Annotated in this window: 14 protein-coding genes; 10 read left to right on the top strand and 4 right to left on the bottom strand. The window is 63.6% G+C overall.

Features of this window, described 5'->3' with window-relative positions; genetic code table 11:
* The first annotated feature begins 82 nt into the window (after positions 1-82).
* The 8 genes from dnaK (at position 83) to M2281_RS09300 (ending at position 8255) form a co-directional block, all read left to right on the top strand.
* The gene (dnaK, locus tag M2281_RS09335; RefSeq protein ID WP_280820779.1) at positions 83-2002 is read left to right on the top strand and encodes a molecular chaperone DnaK; all 1920 of its coding nucleotides are present in this window, start codon (positions 83-85) and stop codon (positions 2000-2002) included.
* A gap of 198 nt (positions 2003-2200) precedes the next feature.
* The gene (dnaJ, locus tag M2281_RS09330; RefSeq protein WP_280820778.1) at positions 2201-3337 is read left to right on the top strand and encodes a molecular chaperone DnaJ; all 1137 of its coding nucleotides are present in this window, start codon (positions 2201-2203) and stop codon (positions 3335-3337) included.
* A 115-nt stretch (positions 3338-3452) separates the two neighbouring features.
* Positions 3453-4061 (top strand): phospholipid N-methyltransferase PmtA, encoded by a 609-nt coding sequence (pmtA, locus tag M2281_RS09325; protein ID WP_280820777.1) that lies wholly within the window; start codon positions 3453-3455, stop codon positions 4059-4061.
* Positions 4062-4130: 69 nt separating this feature from the next.
* The gene (locus M2281_RS09320) at positions 4131-4727 is read left to right on the top strand and encodes an NADPH-dependent FMN reductase (RefSeq protein ID WP_280820776.1); all 597 of its coding nucleotides are present in this window, start codon (positions 4131-4133) and stop codon (positions 4725-4727) included.
* A gap of 2 nt (positions 4728-4729) precedes the next feature.
* Complete coding sequence (gene pyrF, locus M2281_RS09315; protein WP_280820775.1) at positions 4730-5425, top strand: orotidine-5'-phosphate decarboxylase; 696 nt, start codon at positions 4730-4732, stop codon at positions 5423-5425.
* A gap of 148 nt (positions 5426-5573) precedes the next feature.
* On the top strand, positions 5574-5861 hold the full coding sequence (locus tag M2281_RS09310; protein ID WP_280820774.1) for a DUF1330 domain-containing protein: 288 nt from the start codon (positions 5574-5576) through the stop codon (positions 5859-5861).
* Positions 5862-6083: 222 nt separating this feature from the next.
* Complete coding sequence (locus tag M2281_RS09305) at positions 6084-7361, top strand: polyhydroxyalkanoate depolymerase (protein ID WP_280820773.1); 1278 nt, start codon at positions 6084-6086, stop codon at positions 7359-7361.
* Between the two features lie 267 nt (positions 7362-7628).
* Positions 7629-8255 (top strand): transglutaminase-like cysteine peptidase, encoded by a 627-nt coding sequence (locus tag M2281_RS09300; RefSeq protein ID WP_280820772.1) that lies wholly within the window; start codon positions 7629-7631, stop codon positions 8253-8255.
* A 388-nt stretch (positions 8256-8643) separates the two neighbouring features.
* Here the strand turns inward: M2281_RS09300 and M2281_RS09295 are convergent, their stop codons facing one another.
* The 3 genes from M2281_RS09295 to M2281_RS09285 form a co-directional block, all read right to left on the bottom strand.
* Entirely contained in the window at positions 8644-10170 is a 1527-nt protein-coding gene (locus M2281_RS09295; RefSeq protein ID WP_280820771.1) for a YifB family Mg chelatase-like AAA ATPase, read from the bottom strand.
* A gap of 207 nt (positions 10171-10377) precedes the next feature.
* The gene (gene gshB / locus M2281_RS09290; protein ID WP_280820770.1) at positions 10378-11319 is read right to left on the bottom strand and encodes a glutathione synthase; all 942 of its coding nucleotides are present in this window, start codon (positions 11317-11319) and stop codon (positions 10378-10380) included.
* 186 nt (positions 11320-11505) lie between these two features.
* Positions 11506-12507, bottom strand: a complete 1002-nt coding sequence (locus M2281_RS09285; protein ID WP_280820769.1) for a glycosyltransferase — start codon at positions 12505-12507, stop codon at positions 11506-11508.
* 128 nt (positions 12508-12635) lie between these two features.
* Between M2281_RS09285 and M2281_RS09280 the strand changes: the two genes are divergently transcribed.
* Positions 12636-14441 carry a GtrA family protein gene (locus M2281_RS09280; protein ID WP_280820768.1) on the top strand — a complete coding sequence of 602 codons (1806 nt, stop codon included), beginning with the start codon at positions 12636-12638 and terminating at the stop codon, positions 14439-14441.
* Between the two features lie 126 nt (positions 14442-14567).
* Positions 14568-15917, top strand: a complete 1350-nt coding sequence (locus M2281_RS09275) for a putative bifunctional diguanylate cyclase/phosphodiesterase (protein ID WP_280820767.1) — start codon at positions 14568-14570, stop codon at positions 15915-15917.
* A gap of 12 nt (positions 15918-15929) precedes the next feature.
* On the opposite strand, the gene M2281_RS09270 is transcribed toward M2281_RS09275, so the two are convergent.
* Positions 15930-17015 carry an ABC transporter ATP-binding protein gene (locus M2281_RS09270; RefSeq protein WP_280820766.1) on the bottom strand — a complete coding sequence of 362 codons (1086 nt, stop codon included), beginning with the start codon at positions 17013-17015 and terminating at the stop codon, positions 15930-15932.
* Positions 17016-17022 lie beyond the last annotated feature (7 nt).

The following is a 17022-nucleotide window of genomic DNA, read 5'->3' as shown; positions in this document are numbered from 1 at the left end:
CGGGTGTATTTTCTTGTGAACCAAGGGGCTGCCGCAGGAACGCCTGATGGGTCCTGGCAGCTTGCTAAGTGGAGAGAACGAAATGGCTAAAGTAATCGGTATCGACCTCGGAACGACCAATTCCTGCGTCGCCGTCATGGATGGCAAGGACGCCAAGGTCATCGAAAATGCGGAAGGCGCGCGTACGACCCCTTCCATTGTCGCCTTCACCGATGGTGACGAGCGACTCGTCGGCCAGCCGGCCAAGCGCCAGGCGGTGACGAATCCTGAAAACACAGTTTTTGCGGTCAAGCGCCTGATCGGCCGTCGCTATGACGACCCGGTCACCGAAAAGGACAAGAAGCTTGTGCCGTACCACATCGTGCGCGGCGACAATGGCGACGCCTGGGTCGAAGCCGGCGGCAAGAAGTGGTCGCCCTCGCAGATCTCCGCGATGATCCTGCAGAAGATGAAGGAAACGGCGGAAGCCTATCTCGGCGAGAAGGTCGAGAAGGCCGTCATCACCGTTCCGGCCTATTTCAACGACGCCCAGCGCCAGGCCACCAAGGACGCCGGCCGCATCGCCGGCCTCGAGGTGCTGCGCATCATCAATGAGCCGACCGCGGCTGCGCTGGCCTATGGCCTCGACAAGAAGGAAGGCAAGACGATTGCCGTCTACGACCTTGGCGGCGGCACCTTCGATATTTCCGTGCTGGAGATCGGCGACGGCGTCTTCGAAGTGAAGTCGACCAACGGCGACACCTTCCTGGGCGGTGAAGACTTCGACATGCGTCTGGTCGAATACCTGGCCGACGAATTCAAGAAGGAGCAGGGCATCGACCTGCGCGGGGACAAGCTCGCCCTCCAGCGCCTCAAGGAAGCTGCGGAAAAGGCCAAGATCGAGCTGTCGTCGGCTTCGCAGACCGAAATCAACTTGCCCTTCATCACGGCCGACGCCACCGGCCCCAAGCACCTGACCATGAAGCTCACGCGCGCCAAGTTCGAGAGCCTCGTGGACGACCTGGTCCAGCGCACCGTCGAGCCCTGCAAGGCGGCGCTTAAGGATGCCGGCCTCAAGGCTGCCGAGATCGACGAAGTCGTGCTCGTCGGCGGTATGACCCGCATGCCCAAGGTGCAGGAAGTCGTGAAGCAGTTCTTCGGCAAGGAGCCGCACAAGGGCGTCAACCCCGATGAGGTCGTCGCCATCGGCGCGGCCATCCAGGCCGGCGTTCTGCAGGGCGACGTCAAGGACGTGCTGCTGCTCGACGTGACCCCGCTGTCGCTGGGCATCGAGACGCTGGGCGGCGTGTTCACCCGCCTGATCGAGCGCAACACCACGATCCCGACCAAGAAGAGCCAGACCTTCTCGACGGCCGAGGACAGCCAGAGTGCGGTCACCATCCGGGTCTTCCAGGGCGAGCGCGAAATGGCGGCCGACAACAAGATGCTCGGCCAGTTCGACCTGGTCGGCATCCCGCCGGCACCGCGCGGCGTGCCGCAGATCGAGGTCACCTTCGACATCGACGCCAACGGCATCGTCAACGTCTCGGCCAAGGACAAGGGTACCGGCAAGGAGCACCAGATCCGCATCCAGGCTTCGGGCGGCCTCAGCGACGCCGACATCGAGAAGATGGTCAAGGACGCCGAGTCCAATGCCGAGGCCGACAAGAAGCGCCGCAAGCTGGTCGAGGCACGCAACCAGGCCGAGTCGTTGGTGCATTCGTCGGAGAAGTCGCTCAAGGACTATGGCGACAAGGTCTCCGAGGCCGATCGCACCGCCATTTCCGACGCGATCGCTGCGCTGAAGACGGCTGCCGAGGGCGATGACCTGGCCGACATCGAGGCCAAGACCCAGACGCTCGCCGAAGTTTCGATGAAGCTTGGCCAGGCCATGTACGAAGCTTCGCAGAAGGAAGGCGCCGAGGCTGGCGCTGCCGGCGGCGAAGGTGCCAAGGAAGGCGATGTCGTCGACGCCGATTTCGAGGAAATCAGCGAAGACGACGACAAGAAGAAGTCGGCCTGACGGGCTCGACCCAAGTCTCATCAAAAGGCCCGGCGCGGTTTGCCGGGCCTTTTTGCAACTGAGCGTAAAAATCCACCCCCTCGAAGCACTGTAACTCTGGTATCTGGGCGCGGGGATTACTAAATCGGATGCTGTGCCGCCGAAGATGACGGACGAAACGATGCATCAAGACATTGAAAATCCGGGTCGCGGGATACAATGAAAGCCGACTTTTACGAAACGCTTGGCGTCCAGCGGGGCGCAGACGAAAAGGAACTGAAGAGCGCCTTTCGCAAGCTCGCTATGCAGTTCCACCCCGATCGCAATCCGGGCGACGATGCCTGCGAGCACAAGTTCAAGGAAATCAACGAAGCCTATGAGTGCCTGAAGGACCCTCAGAAGCGCGCGGCCTATGATCGCTTCGGCCACGCAGCCTTCGAGAATGGCGGCATGGGCGGCGGCAACGGTTTCGCCAACGGGTTCGGGGGCGGCGGATTCTCAGACATTTTCGAGGACATCTTCGGCGAGATGATGGGCGGCGGGCGCCGTCGCTCCTCGGGCGGCCGCGAGCGCGGCGCCGATCTTCGCTACAATATGGAGATCTCGCTGGAGGAAGCTTTTAGCGGCAAGACGGCGCAAATCCGCGTGCCAACCTCCATCTCCTGCACCGAATGTTCCGGCTCGGGCGCCAAGCCCGGCACCCAGCCGGTTACCTGCTCCATGTGCTCCGGCTCCGGCCGCGTCCGCGCCAGCCAGGGCTTCTTCTCTGTCGAGCGCACCTGCCCGCAGTGTCAGGGCCGCGGCACGACGATCAAGGACCCCTGCGGCAAGTGCGCCGGCCAGGGCCGCGTCACCGAAGAGCGCGCGCTGTCGGTCAATATTCCGGCAGGTATCGAGGATGGCACGCGCATTCGCCTGTCTGGCGAGGGTGAGGCGGGCTATCGCGGCGGTCCGGCAGGCGACCTCTACATCTTCCTTTCGGTCAAGCCGCATGAGTTCTTCCAGCGCGACGGCGCCGACCTTTACTGCAAGGTGCCAATCTCGATGACCACCGCCGCGCTTGGCGGCTCCTTCGAGGTGGCGACGCTGGATGGCACCCAGACGCGCGTAAAAGTGACGGAAGGCACGCAGAATGGCCGCCAGTTCCGCCTGAAGGGCAAGGGCATGCCGGTGCTGCGCCAGTCGACGATCGGCGACCTCTATATCCAGACGGTTGTGGAAACGCCGCAGAACCTGACCAAGCGCCAGCGCGAGCTCCTCGAGGAGTTCGAGCAGCTCTCGTCGCAGGAGAACAGCCCGCAGTCGAGCGGCTTCTTTGCCCGCATGAAGGACTTCTTCGAATCCTTTGGCGAATGATAGGCCCGCAACGCATTGTTGGTTTTGCGCTGCGGGGCCCTATTTTACCTTGCGAATGCCGACCGGCTAACGCTAGGTAAGGCTGCTCGGGGGCGAGACGCAGGAGACGATGCCGATGGCTACTGGATCTGGATTGCGTAAGTCGCTCGCCATGAGGTTCGACGACGAGTTGCGCTTCTTCAAGGGATGGATCGACAAGCCAAAGGCCGTCGGCTCCATCGTCCCGACAAGCTCCATCACCGCAAGGCGCATGGCATCGGTCGCCAATCCGGCCTCCGGCCTCCCGGTTCTCGAACTGGGACCGGGCACCGGTGTCGTCACCCGCGCCATCCTGGCGCGTGGCATTGCCCCGCAGAACCTTTTCGCCGTCGAATATTCCGCCGAGTTCGCCGAGCATGTGCGCCGCGTCTATCCGGGTGTGAACGTCATCCAGGGCGATGCCTTTGACCTCGAACGGACGCTCGGCGAATACGCCAGCCTCACCTTCGACTGCGCCATTTCCGCCGTGCCGCTGCTCAACTTTCCGACCAGCAAGCGGGTGGACTATATCAACGGCGTACTGGACCGACTGCCGGTCGGCCGGCCGGTCATCCAGATCACCTATGGGCCGCTTTCGCCGGTTCCGGCGCGGCGCGGAGAATATACGGTCGAGCATTTCGACTTCGTCATCCGCAACATCCCGCCGGCCCAGCTCTGGATCTACCGACGCGCCGGCAACGCCTGAGCGAGAACCAAACCCGATCGACCGGTTGATTCGGACGCCAGTTCGCCTATACCCCAAGGCGAACAGGAGATGCCGATGACCGTCCGAATCCTCGTTTTTGCCGGATCGCTCCGCACAGGTGCCTATAGCATCAGGACCGCCGACACCGCCCAGCGGGAACTTGCGCTGCAGGGCGCCGAAGTCACCCGCATATCGCTGGCCGACTATCCGCTTCCGATTATGGATCAGGATCTGGAAAAAGAAGAAGGCATTCCCGAGAATGCCTTCAGGCTCGGGCATCAGATCGCGGCGCATGACGGCTTCCTCATCGCCAGCCCGGAATACAATTCCTCGATCCCGCCGCTGCTCAAGAACGCCATCGACTGGGTCAGCCGCATCCACAAGGAGGGCGGCAAGCCCTTCCACCCCTATTCCGGCAAGGTGGCGGCGCTGTGCTCCTCCTCCGACGGCAATCTCGGCGGCGTGCGAGGCCTCTATCACCTGCGCTCGGTGCTGATGAACTGCCAGGTCGAGATCATCACGCCGCAATGCTCGGTGCCTCACGTTAGCGAGGCCTTCGATGAGAACGGCCAGTTCAAAGAGGAACGACTGCGTCATGCCATGGAAAAGGTCGCAAGCACGCTGATCGAGCGCGCCCGGATGCTGTCGACGCGAGTGGAGATCTGACCATGGCAACTATGATGCGCGACCGCCTGATCGTTGGCCTCGACGTGCCGACGGTGAAGGAAGCCGAGGCCGTGGTGCGCGAGCTCGACGGGGTCACCTCCTTCTACAAGATAGGCTATCAGCTCGCCTTCGCCGGCGGGCTCGATTTCGCCCGCGAACTGGCAAGCGGGGGCACAAAGGTGTTCCTCGACATGAAGCTGCTCGACATCGACAACACCGTCGCCAAGGGCGTCGAGAACATCGTCAAGATGGGCGTGTCGATGCTGACCCTGCATGCCTATCCCAAGGCGATGCGCGCAGCCGTCGAAGCCGCCCGGGGAAGTGACCTCTGCCTGCTCGGCGTCACCGTCCTGACCTCGATGGACGCGCAGGACATGATCGATGCCGGCTATGAATACGACCCGCACACGCTGGTGCTGCGCCGTTCCGAACAGGCGCTTGCCGCCGGCATGGGCGGCATCGTCTGCTCGGCTGCGGAAGCAAGTGCTGTGCGCAAGGTCGTCGGGCCGGAGCTTGCGGTGGTGACGCCCGGCATTCGCCCCGCCGGCGCCGAGCATGGCGACCAGAAGCGCGTAGTGACGCCGGCCGATGCCCTGCGCAACGGCTCCAGCCATCTCGTGGTCGCGCGCCCCATCGTCGGCGCGGTTGACAGACGGGCGGCGGCGCAGGCTATCTTGCAGGAAATGGGCACGGCATAGATTTGTCGTGCGTGCTTCGAGGCTCGCCTCATGGGCGAGCGCCTCAGGTTGAGGACCGTTGGCGCCCGGGGTCCTCATCCTGAGGTGCGACCCTGAGCTTGCGAAGGGGAGCCTCGAAGGACGCACAACACCAATGGAGGAGGAATTCATGGCGAAGGGATATTGGATCGCGCGTGTCGATATTCGCGATCCCGAGGGCTACAAGGACTATGTCGCTGCCGCGAAACTGGCCTTCGATCGCTTCGGTGCCAATTTCCTCGCCCGCGGCGGTGCCTATGAGGCCGTGGAAGGCCCAGGCCGCGCGCGCAACGTGATCATCGAGTTCCCTTCGCTCGAAGTTGCCCACAACTGCTACAACTCGCCCGAGTACCAGGCCGCCAGCGCCATCCGCCAGAAATACGCCGACGGCGAGATCGTTCTGGTGGAAGGCATGTGACGCCATCCCGGTGGAACGATCGCCGCAAAAATTGTTGCAATGCACAAGGAATTGCCGCGCCGATGCCGTCTGACGACAACGGATTGTCAATCTTTGGACCAAAGTATGAGTATATGTTGCGTGGCATGACATATTGCGCCGCAGCAAAATCACGCTACGCTGCGGTCACTTGAAGCGGACTCCCGACCGGCTCAATAGCGTTAGAGCCGGAGAAGGCATTCGATGTTCTACCAGTTTTACGAGATGAACCACGCCGCGCTCCAGCCCGCCCGGGCCTATGCGGATGCGGTGAGGATGTTCTATTCCAATCCACTCAATCCGGCCGCGAAAACCCCCTGGGGCAGGTCCATAGCCGCCACTGCCGAACTGTTCGAGCGCACCACGCGCCGTTATGGCAAGCCAGCCTTCGGCCTGCCGCAGACGACGGTCGACGGCGATGTCGTAGCGGTCACCGAGAAGGTCGCCTGGTCGCGCCCCTTCTGCAACCTGCTGCATTTCGAGCGCGACCTGCCCGCCGCCCGCCGGCCCGACCCCAAGCTGCTGATCGTTGCGCCGATGTCGGGCCATTATGCGACCCTGCTGCGCGGCACGGTTGAGGCGATGTTGCCTCACGCCGACGTCTACATCACCGATTGGGCCGACGCCCGCATGGTGCCGGTTTCGGACGGAAAGTTCGACCTCGACGACTATATCGACTACGTCATCGAGATGCTGCATGCGCTGGGGCCGGACACGCATGTCATGGGCGTTTGCCAGCCCTCGGTGCCCGTGCTTGCCGCGGCCGCCATCATGGAAGCGCGCGGCGATCGTTTCGCGCCGGCAAGCATGACCCTGATGGGCGGGCCCATCGACACGCGGCGCAACCCCACGGCCGTCAACCTCCTGGCCGAGGAAAAGGGCACCGAATGGTTCCGCGACAATGTCGTCATGCAGGTGCCGTGGCCCGCGCCCGGCTATTCGCGCGACGTCTATCCGGGGTTTTTGCAGCTTTCGGGCTTCATGAGCATGAATCTCGACCGGCACATCATCGCCCACAAGGACTTCTTCATGCATCTGGTGAAGAACGATGGCGACGGCGCCGAGAAGCACCGCGACTTCTATGACGAATATCTGGCGGTGATGGATTTGACCGCCGAGTTCTATCTGCAGACGGTCGAGACGGTGTTCGTCAAGCATGCGTTGCCCAAGGGCAAGATGACCCATCGCGGCGTGCCGGTCGATCCGGCCGCCATCCGCAATGTGGCGCTGCTGACCGTCGAGGGCGAGAACGACGACATCTCCGGTCTCGGCCAGACCGAGGCCGCGCACGACCTTTGCGTCAACATTCCAGCTGCCATGCGCCAGCACTACATGCAGCCGCAGGTCGGGCATTATGGCGTGTTTAACGGCTCGCGCTTCCGTGCCGAAATCGCGCCGCGCATCGTCGAATTCATTAACCGGCATGGAAAAGAGAACCGGGTCAGGCCAAAACCCCGGCTCGTCCGCTCGGCAAAAACCTAAAGCCGCCAAGCTTCCTCCGGGCACGCCGATGCGCGTGCCCGGACAGGCATATCAGAAGCGATAACTAACTGTAAAATCGACGCTTTTCAGGTCGTGGCCGTTTCGGTCACGCTTCTGGCGGCTCTGCCGATCTGTTGCAGAATCGTCGCTACGCACCGCCCTCTGGTAACCATAACCGCAATCGGTGCCCCCCTCGGAATTGACATTACCTACCCACGGCCGTTAACCTTTCGTTAATAATAATTCATTGGGCACGCGGGATAGGGGATGAATTCCTCACCAAAAGCATGGCGCACGCGCAGGCGTGCGGCCTCGATAATTGCGCTATTGATCGGTGCGCTACCGGCATCAGGGCACGCCCTTGGCGGCGCGGCGATGGTCACTGGTGGCCTGACTTCGCAGCCGATCGGCCATTACGACTTCTGCAAGAGATTTCGGGACGAATGCGCGATCCGGCCGATCGACAAAGGCCCCGAGCATATGACCAAAGCGCTTTGGAAGATGGTCATGGATGTCAATCTCCATGTGAACACCGCCGTCAAGCCGATGAGCGATCTCGAGAACTACGGCCAGGAAGAGTACTGGGCCTATCCGGACAATGGCTACGGCGATTGCGAGGACTATGCGCTCGAAAAGCGCCGCGAGCTGATGCATGACGGCATTTCGCTGGCCAACCTGCTGATCACCGTGGTGCGCAAGCCCGACGGGGAAGGCCATGCCGTTCTCACCGTGCGCACCGACCAGGGCGATTTCATTCTCGACAACCTGAACGACTCCGTGCGGCAGTGGTACGAGACGGGTTATACCTTCCTCAAGCGGCAGGCGACCGACCACACCGGCCACTGGGTCACCATACGCGAAGGCCAGGCTCCGCTCGTCAGCTCTGTTAAGTAGCGGAGCGGAAGGGCAGACTGGTTTTGGCACCGTCGGCCCTCGTGAACCGCGATTGAGCGCAGCCATGCGCCTGCGTGGACAACAGTTCGTCGGGAAGTCTTAGGGTCGAGGACATAGAGACAACACGTAGCGTGACCTCGGCGCTGCGCGCCAAACTATGAAACTGACTCACCCAGGCAGGACGCGTGCCGTCTCACGTTGCTGGCCGCGCGTTTTTCTGCCGCTCATCTCTCCTAGTTCTACGGCGACACGGTCCAACGTGGCCGATCGGCCATTCGGCGGAACCGGTGTGAATTGAATCTATCCGGAACGCCCTTAACGCGCTCGCAGCACTTGCTCGACGCAAAAGCCGACGGGCAACTTCCCCGGCGTCCTTGTCCGCCTACCTTCACGCCGCCTGCGCCAGCCGGTCGCCCACGATCCGATAGGAGATCGCCTCGGCGAGATGGATGCGCCCCACGCTGTCGCTGCCGTCGAGATCGGCAAGCGTGCGCGCGACCTTCAGCACGCGGTGATAGGCGCGGGCCGAAAAGCCGAGCTTTTCGCTGGCGTCGCGCAGCAGCGCCAGCCCCGCGGCATCGGGTGCGGCGATCTTTTCGATCAGCGATGTCGTGCAGTGGGCATTGGTCGCCATCGATCCGACGCGCGCATAGCGCTCCTGCTGGATGGCGCGTGCGATTGCCACCCGTGCTGCCACCGTCGCGCTGCTTTCAGCCTTACCGGGCTGGATCAGGTCGCTTGCCGAAACGGCCGGGACCTCGATGCGCAAATCGATGCGGTCGAGCAGCGGCCCGGAAATCCGCGCCTGGTAGTCCGCCTGGCAGCGGGGCCCGCGTGCGCAGCGATAGCCGGGCTCGCCAGCCATGCCGCAGCGGCACGGATTCATCGCCGCAATCAGTTGGATGCGCGCGGGATAGCTGACCCGGTGGTTGGCGCGCGCGATCACGCATTCGCCAGTTTCGATGGGCTGCCGCAGCGAGTCGAGCACCTGCGGCGAGAATTCGGGCAGTTCGTCGAGGAACAGAACGCCATTATGCGCAAGCGAGACCTCACCAGGCCTCACCCGCAGCCCGCCACCCACCATGGCGGCCATGGAGGCCGAGTGGTGCGGCGCGCGAAATGGCCGTCGATCGGTCAGTCGCCCGCCGGCGAGTTCGCCTGCGATCGACGCGACCATGGAAACTTCGAGCAGCTCCTTCGGCGCCAGCGGTGGCAGTATTGAGGGCAGGCGCTGCGCCAGCATGGATTTTCCGGATCCCGGTGGTCCGACCATCAAGAGATTGTGGCCGCCGGCCGCCGCCACTTCCAACGCGCGCCTGGCGCTCTCCTGGCCCTTGATGTCAGCGAGATCGGGCAGGTCGGAGGCGGGCTTGTGGATGCTGGCCTCGGGTCGCGCCAGAACCTGCGTGCCGCGAAAATGGTTGGCGACGGCGATCAGGCTGCGCGGCGCCAGGATGTCGATCTCCGAGCCGGCCCAGGCCGCCTCCGGGCCGGAGGCCGCGGGGCAGATGAGGCCCTTGCCTTCGGAATTGGCGCCAATCGCCGCCGGCAGGGCGCCGGCCACTGCCGCGATCGTCCCGTCGAGCGATAATTCGCCGAGCACGACATAACCGCCGAGCGCGTCGCCCGGGATGGCGCCCAGCGCCGCCATCAGCCCGAGCGCGATCGGCAGATCGTAGTGGCTGCCTTCCTTGGGCAGGTCGGCAGGGGCGAGATTGACGGTGACCTTCTTGGGCGGCATCGACAGGCCTGAGGCGTGCAGCGCGGCCTGCACACGTTCACGGCTCTCGGCCACCGCCTTGTCGGCAAGCCCGACGATGTGCATGCCGACCTTGCCGGGCGCGACCATGACCTGCACGTCGACCGGAACGGCCTCGATGCCCTGAAACGCAACGGTGCGCACGCGCGAAACCATGCCATCCCCCAGCCTGCCCGCCGACCATACCCCAATCGTGGCTTGCAAATGACGTAAGGTCACACAAGCATAGATTTCAGGGTAAAGCAAGAACAAGTAGGGAACGAAATGGTCGTTCGGGTTGCAGCCCGGTTGAGCCAGGTTGCAGGCCTGGAACATCGGCGGCCCCGGCAAGGAACTCCGGGCCGCCTGAAGTAGAGACTAGGTTCAGCGCCGCTTGTCTTCCACCGCGTCCCAGAAGACGGCGGCGATATCGGCGCCGCCGAAGCGCTTCACCTCGCGCACGCCGGTGGGCGAGGTCACGTTGATTTCGGTGAGGTAGTCGCCGATCACGTCGATGCCGACCAGCACAAAACCGCGCTCCTTGAGCGACGGCCCGATGCGGGCGCAGATTTCGCGCTCGCGGGTGGTCAGCTCGGTCTTCTCGGCGCGGCCGCCTACATGCATGTTGGAGCGGGAATCGTGCTCGGCCGGCACGCGGTTGATGGCACCCACCGGCTCGCCGTCGATCAGGATGATGCGCTTGTCGCCCTTGCGCACGTCCTTGAGATAGCGCTGCACGATGAAGGGCTCGCGGAACATCTGGCCGAACATCTCGAGCAGCGCGGCAAGGTTGCGGTCGGCCTCATGCAGGTGGAAGATGCCGGCGCCGCCATTGCCGTAGAGCGGCTTGACGATGATGTCGCCGAATTCGCGCCGGAACGCGGCCACCTCGAGCGGATCCTTGGTGATCAGCGTTTCGGGCATCAGGTCCGGGAATTCAGTGACGAAAATCTTTTCCGGGCTGTTGCGCACCCAGGCCGGGTCGTTGACCACCAGCGTCTTGGGATGGACGCGCTCGAGGATGTGCGTGGTGGTGATGTAGTTCATGTCGAAGGGCGGGTCCTGGCGCAGCAGCACCACGTCCATCTCGGTCAACTCGGTGCGCACCGGTTCGCCGAGCGTAAAGTGGTTGCCCTTCTCGTCGCGCACCTGCAGCTCTTCCAGCCAGGCGAAAACCCTGTTGTCGCGCATGGAAAGCCGGTCGGGCGTGTAGTGAAACAGCCGGTGGCCGCGGCGTTGCGCTTCCAGCGCGAGCGCAAAGGAGGTGTCGCCGGCGATCGAAATCGTCGCGATGTGGTCCATCTGGATGGCGATATTGAGCGGCATGCGGGTCTCCGGCGGCTAGGCGTGAGGGCACTATAGCAGCGCATGTATAGGCTGGAAGCCGCGCTGCCAATCCCGACGCCCGCCTGGCACAGCGAAGAATTCATTTGTCGAAGACCAGCGTCGCAGGTGCCGTGGTATCGGCAGCGAAGCCGATGCCGCCGGTGGAAATGAAGAGAACGAGCTTATTCAGGCTGCCCTGGAAGCCGCCTCCGCTCTGACATCGCTTTCGGCGACGGGCAGCCGTTCCGGCCGGCGGAAATACGCCGAGCCCATGCTGAGATAGAAAATGCGCTTCTGTTCCGCCCGGCCGCGCGACACCGAGTCCAGTATCAGTCCGGCCACCGCCATCAGCATCGACAGCAGCACCAACGCCACGGAAAGCACCCAGGTCGGGAGGCGGGGAACGAGGCCGGTCTCGAAATACTCGATCAGCACCGGCGTCATCAGCACGAGGCCCGAAGCCAGGAAGAGGGCGGAGATCGCGCCGAAGAAGCGCGGAGGCTGCGTCTCCTTCATCAGCATGGCAAACATCCAGAGGATTTTCGCGCCGTCACGATAGGTCGACAGTTTTGAGGTCGAGCCTTCCGGGCGGCGGCCGTAGTCCAGCGCAATCTCGCACACCGGCAGCTTGAGCTGCGAGGCGTGCACCGACATTTCCGTCTCGATCTCGAAGCCGCCGGAAACGGCGGGAAAGCTCTTCACAAAGCGCCGCGTAAAGGCGCGATAGCCGGAAAATATGTCGGTGAAGTCACGGCCGAAGAGCCGTTTGTAGAGGCTGTTGAATATCCGGTTGCCGAAGGCATGGCCGGCGCGGCCGGCGTCTTCGACAATGCCGCGGCGCGTGCCCACGACCATATCGCAGCGCTCGGTCAGGAGCGTGTTGATCAGCTGTGGCGCATCCTCCGGGGCATAGGTGCCGTCGCCGTCGGCCATCAAATAGATGTCGGCGTCTATGTCGGCGAACATGCGGCGCACCACATTGCCCTTGCCCTGCCGCGGCTCGCGCACGACGATCGCGCCGGATGCGCGTGCCTTGAGAGCGGTCAGGTCGCTCGAATTGTTGTCGTAGACATAGATCGTCGCCGCCGGCAGCGTCTCGCGAAAGCGCCGCACAACCTCGCCGATGGTCTTTTCCTCATTGTAGCAGGGCAGAAGAACCGCAACGGTCAGGTCATGGGGCTGTTGCATGAGATTTCTCCGAGTGCAGCGCGCAATTTCCCGGGCGTGCGTCCCTGTCGACCGGCCGTTTTACTATTTATTGAAGCCGTTAAGGCTAGGTTTAAGTATCCGACGCGATTTCATTTGAGGCCGAAGTAATGCTGCCGAGGAAAGACGCTGTTATTTCGACCCGCAACGCCGATGCGCTCCTGGCTCTGTTGGCAATGCTCGTCGTCCTTCTGGTCCACGCCGTGTCCGGCTTCAGGACGCTGCCGGATCTCGGCGGCGACAATGACAATCTTCTGCGCCTGGTCGAGGTGCGCGATCTGCTTGGCGGGCAGGGCTGGTTCGATCTCCACCAATACCGGATGGGGGCGCAGGGCGGCTTCGTCATGCACTGGTCGCGCTTCGTCGATGCACCCATCGTCGCCATCATCCTTGCCGTATCGGCGGTGGGCGGAAGCATGGCTTTGGCCGAGGCGGTCGCAGAGGTCGCCTGGCCGAGCTTGCTTTTCGGCCTCATCCTGTTCTTCATCCTGCGCAGCGCGCGTCTGTTTGGTGGGGAGAGGGCGGTCCTGCCGGCGGCGATCATCGGCGCTGCCGCGCTGCATTTCATCGGCATCTTCACGCCGGGATCGCTCGATCATCACAACGTCCAGCTTCTGCTCACGCTCGCCAGCCTCTACTTGCTCCTGATCTCGCCGGGCAACGCTGCCGCTTCACTGTTTTCCGGCATCTGCGCTGCACTCATGCTGGCGGTTGGCATGGAGACTGCGCCTTTTGTCGCCGTGCTCGGCGTCTGCGTGGCCGGCCTTTTCCTCTTCAACCATGATGGCGAAAGGCTCGTCGCGCGAAATTTCGGCCTGGGGTTTGCCGGCGTTTCGGCGTTTGTCTTCTTCACGACGATCCCGGCATCCGGCTGGCGCGAGGTGCAGTGCGATGCCTTTTCCGTGGTTCATTTCGTGCTGGCCATGCTGGCGGGACTCGGGCTGGCGGGCGTGGCGTCAAGCCGATTTGTCTGGGGCACGTTCGGGCGGAGGCTCGCCGCGCTCGGTCTGCTCGGTGCTTTCTTGGCGCTTGTCGCGGTCGTGGCCTTTCCGCAGTGCCTTGCGGCTCCCTATGCCGAGCTCGATCCGCGCCTGAAGGAAAACTGGCTCGATCACATCGAGGAGGCGCGCTCGCTGTTTTGGCTTCTCACGCAGCAACCCGCCGTTGCCATAGCGCGCTATGTCACGCCGCTTCTCGGCATCCTCTGGCTGCTGAGCCGTCTTCGCGGCGAAGACTGGCGGCGACAGGACTGGCTGGTCGGGGCGGTGCTGATTGTCGCCTTCCTGGTCAGCGTCTGGCAGGTGCGCGGCTCCACCTTCTCGATCACCCTTGCCGTGATCCCGCTGTCCGCCTGGATCGCAAGCTGGCGCTCCCGTGCGGAGGCCAATCCCTCTTTCCGTGCCACGGCGGCCATGGTTGCCGTCTGGCTGGTCTCGGTGAATGTGGTTTGGAGTGGCGTTGCGGGTGCGGCGACCATGGCCCTCACAGGCAAATCCCAACAGGCTGCTGGCTCGCAAGAAACTGCGTTGGATTGCCAGCGCAAGGAGGATTACGCCGTGCTTGCCGTGCAGCCGGACGCCACGGTGCTTGCCGTCTCCAATCTGGGGTCGCCGATCCTGGCCTTTAGTCGCCACCGGGTTTTTGCCGGTCCCTATCATCGCAACATCCAGGGCAACCTGATCGCGCTCGATGCCTTCATGGGCACGTCGGAACAGGCTCGGCAGATCGCGGAGGCAAATGGCGTCGGCCTGGTCGCGCTTTGCCGGGGCAATGACGAAAGCCGGGCGCTTGCGAAATGGGCGCCGGACGGCCTCATGGCCGATCTGATGGGCGGCGCCGTGCCGGCATGGCTTGAGCCGATGCCGGAAAGCGATGGTCAACCGCTCGAGCTCTATCGGGTGAGGCTGGACAAGTGACGCTCCGTTCGCGCCCTTCCCCTGGGGCAGGCATTTAGCCGGTGAAAATTAGTTTCCCGATACCTTTCCTAAACGCTTTTTCTGCAACATTCCCCAAACTACGGGGAAGAGCATAGGAATAGCGTGATGCAGGCGCCATTTGGCATGAGCCGGTCAGTCAACGAAAACAACGATCTTGCCTTTACCGATCCGCTGACCGGGCTCGGTAACCACCGGCGCTTCTTCGACAAGGTCGACCGCCTCATCAGCGACCGCGCCGACGACCCGGCGCCCTTTGCCGTCGGCATTCTCGACCTCGACGGCTTCAAGCCCATCAACGACCTGTTCGGCTATCGCGCCGGCGACGACATCCTGATCCAGGTGGGAATGCGCCTGCGCGCCGCCATGGACGGCCAGGCGACCGTTGCCCGCATCGGCGCCGACGAGTTCGCCTTCCTCTACCCGATGGTATTCTCGGAAGAAGCGGCCACCGAAAAGGCCAAGATGCTGATTGAGATCCTGTCGGCGCCCTATGACGTCGGCGAGCGCACCGCGCGCCTGTCCGCCTCGGTCGGCTGCTCGCTGTTCTATTCGGGCGACGAAACCACTGAAATCCTGCTCAGCAAGGCCGAAACCGCGCTTTACCAGGCAAAGCGCTCCGGCCGCGGCCGCGTCGTGGTCTACACGCGCGAGATGGAGGAGGCGGCCAAGCGCGTCACCCGCATCGAGCAGGCGCTGCGCCGCGCCGTGTCGGCCGGCGAGGTGGAGCCGCATTTCCAGCCCATCGTCGACCTCAAGACCCGCAAGACCATCGGCTTTGAGACGCTGGCGCGCTGGACCGACCCAGATCTCGGCCTTGTCTCGCCGGCGGTGTTCATCCCCATCGCCGAGGAACGCGGCATCATCGGCCCGCTGTCGCAACTGGTGCTGCGCAAGGCCACCGAGGCCGCCCGTAGCTGGCCGCAGGACCTGTTCCTGTCGTTCAACCTGTCGCCGTCGCAGCTCGTCGACCAGAACACCGGCCTGCACATCCTGGCGATCCTCAAGCGCACCGGCTTTGATCCGCGCCGGCTCGAGATCGAGATCACCGAAACCGGCCTGATGACCGACCCGGCCTCGGCCGAGAAGATCGTCAGCGACCTGCGCCGCTGTGGCATCCGCGTCTCGCTCGACGATTTCGGCACCGGCCAGTCGTCGCTGGGGCGCCTGCGCGAATTCCACTTCGACAAGCTCAAGATCGACCGCGCCTTCGTCTCCTCGATCCTCGAGGACCGGCCGTCCGAACATATCATCCGGGCGATCCTTGCCATGTGCGAGGGCCTCGGGATGGACGTGGTGGCCGAGGGCATCGAGGAGGAGGCGCAGGCCAAGCGGCTCATCGAGTTCGGTTGCGCGGGCGGGCAGGGTTATCTGTTCGGCAAGCCGGCCGATGCCGATGCCACGCTCGGCTATCTGCGCGACTCCTTTCGCGGCGCCTCGCGGGTAGGCGCGCTGTAGCGCGCCTGAAACTCAGCGCAGGCGCGCGCCGCTTTCCGCATCGAACAGAAGGGCGCGGGCCGGGTCGAAGCCGGTGTCCAGCAGTGTGTCTTCGCGCAGGCCCCGCACGTTCTTCTGCTCGATGACCAGCGGTGCTTCGCCCGAGGCGCGAGAATAGGCGTAGGACACGCCGCCCAGATCCTCGACCACATCGATCTGCGTGCGGATTCTTATTGCCCCTCCGGGCTCGAAATGTTCGGGGCGGATGCCCAGCAGCAATTCGCGTCCAGCTTCCGGCCGCTTGCCTGAAAGCTTTATCGGCACCCGCGTGTTGTCGAATTCCGGCAGCGCAACGGTGGCAATGCCATCGCTGGCGGCCACGAGCCGCGCCTTCAAAAAGTTCATCTTGGGTGAGCCGATGAAGCCGGCCACGAACAGGTTGTCGGGGTTGTCATAGAGCTCGAGCGGCGTGCCGATCTGCTCGACCCGGCCGGCGCGCAGCACCACGATCTTATCGGCCAGCGTCATCGCCTCGACCTGGTCGTGGGTCACATAGATCATGGTGGCGCCGAGGCTCTTGTGCAGCTTGGCGATCTCCAGCCGCATCTGCACGCGCAGTTCCGCATCGAGGTTCGAAAGCGGCTCGTCAAACAGGAAGACCTTCGGCTCGCGCACGATGGCGCGGCCGATGGCGACGCGCTGGCGCTGGCCGCCGGAAAGCTGCTTGGGCTTGCGCTTCAGAAGCTCCTGCAGGTGCAGGATGCTTGCCGCCTTGGCTACGCGCTCGGCAACGATGTGTCTGTCGGTGCCGGTCATGCGCAGGCCAAAGCCCATGTTTTCCTCCACCGTCATGTGCGGGTAGAGCGCATAGGACTGGAACACCATGGCCACACCCCGGTCGGCGGCGTCCACGCGCGTCACGTCTCGGCCGCCGATGGCGATCTCGCCGGCGCTGGCATCCTCAAGCCCGGCGACGAGCCTCAGCAGGGTCGATTTCCCGCAGCCCGACGGCCCGACGAAGACAACGAATTCGCCGCTCGCCACATCGAGGTCGACGCCATGGATGACGTCGACATTGCCGAAGGACTTTTTCACGCCCTTGATTTCCAAACCGGCCATGGTTTCC

This window comes from Pseudaminobacter soli (ex Li et al. 2025) (genome assembly GCF_029892515.1).
GTDB classification, from domain to species: domain Bacteria; phylum Pseudomonadota; class Alphaproteobacteria; order Rhizobiales; family Rhizobiaceae; genus Pseudaminobacter; species Pseudaminobacter soli_A.
The sequence above is the reverse complement of the archived record's forward strand: the minus strand, read 5'-3'. Positions and strand labels throughout refer to the sequence as shown.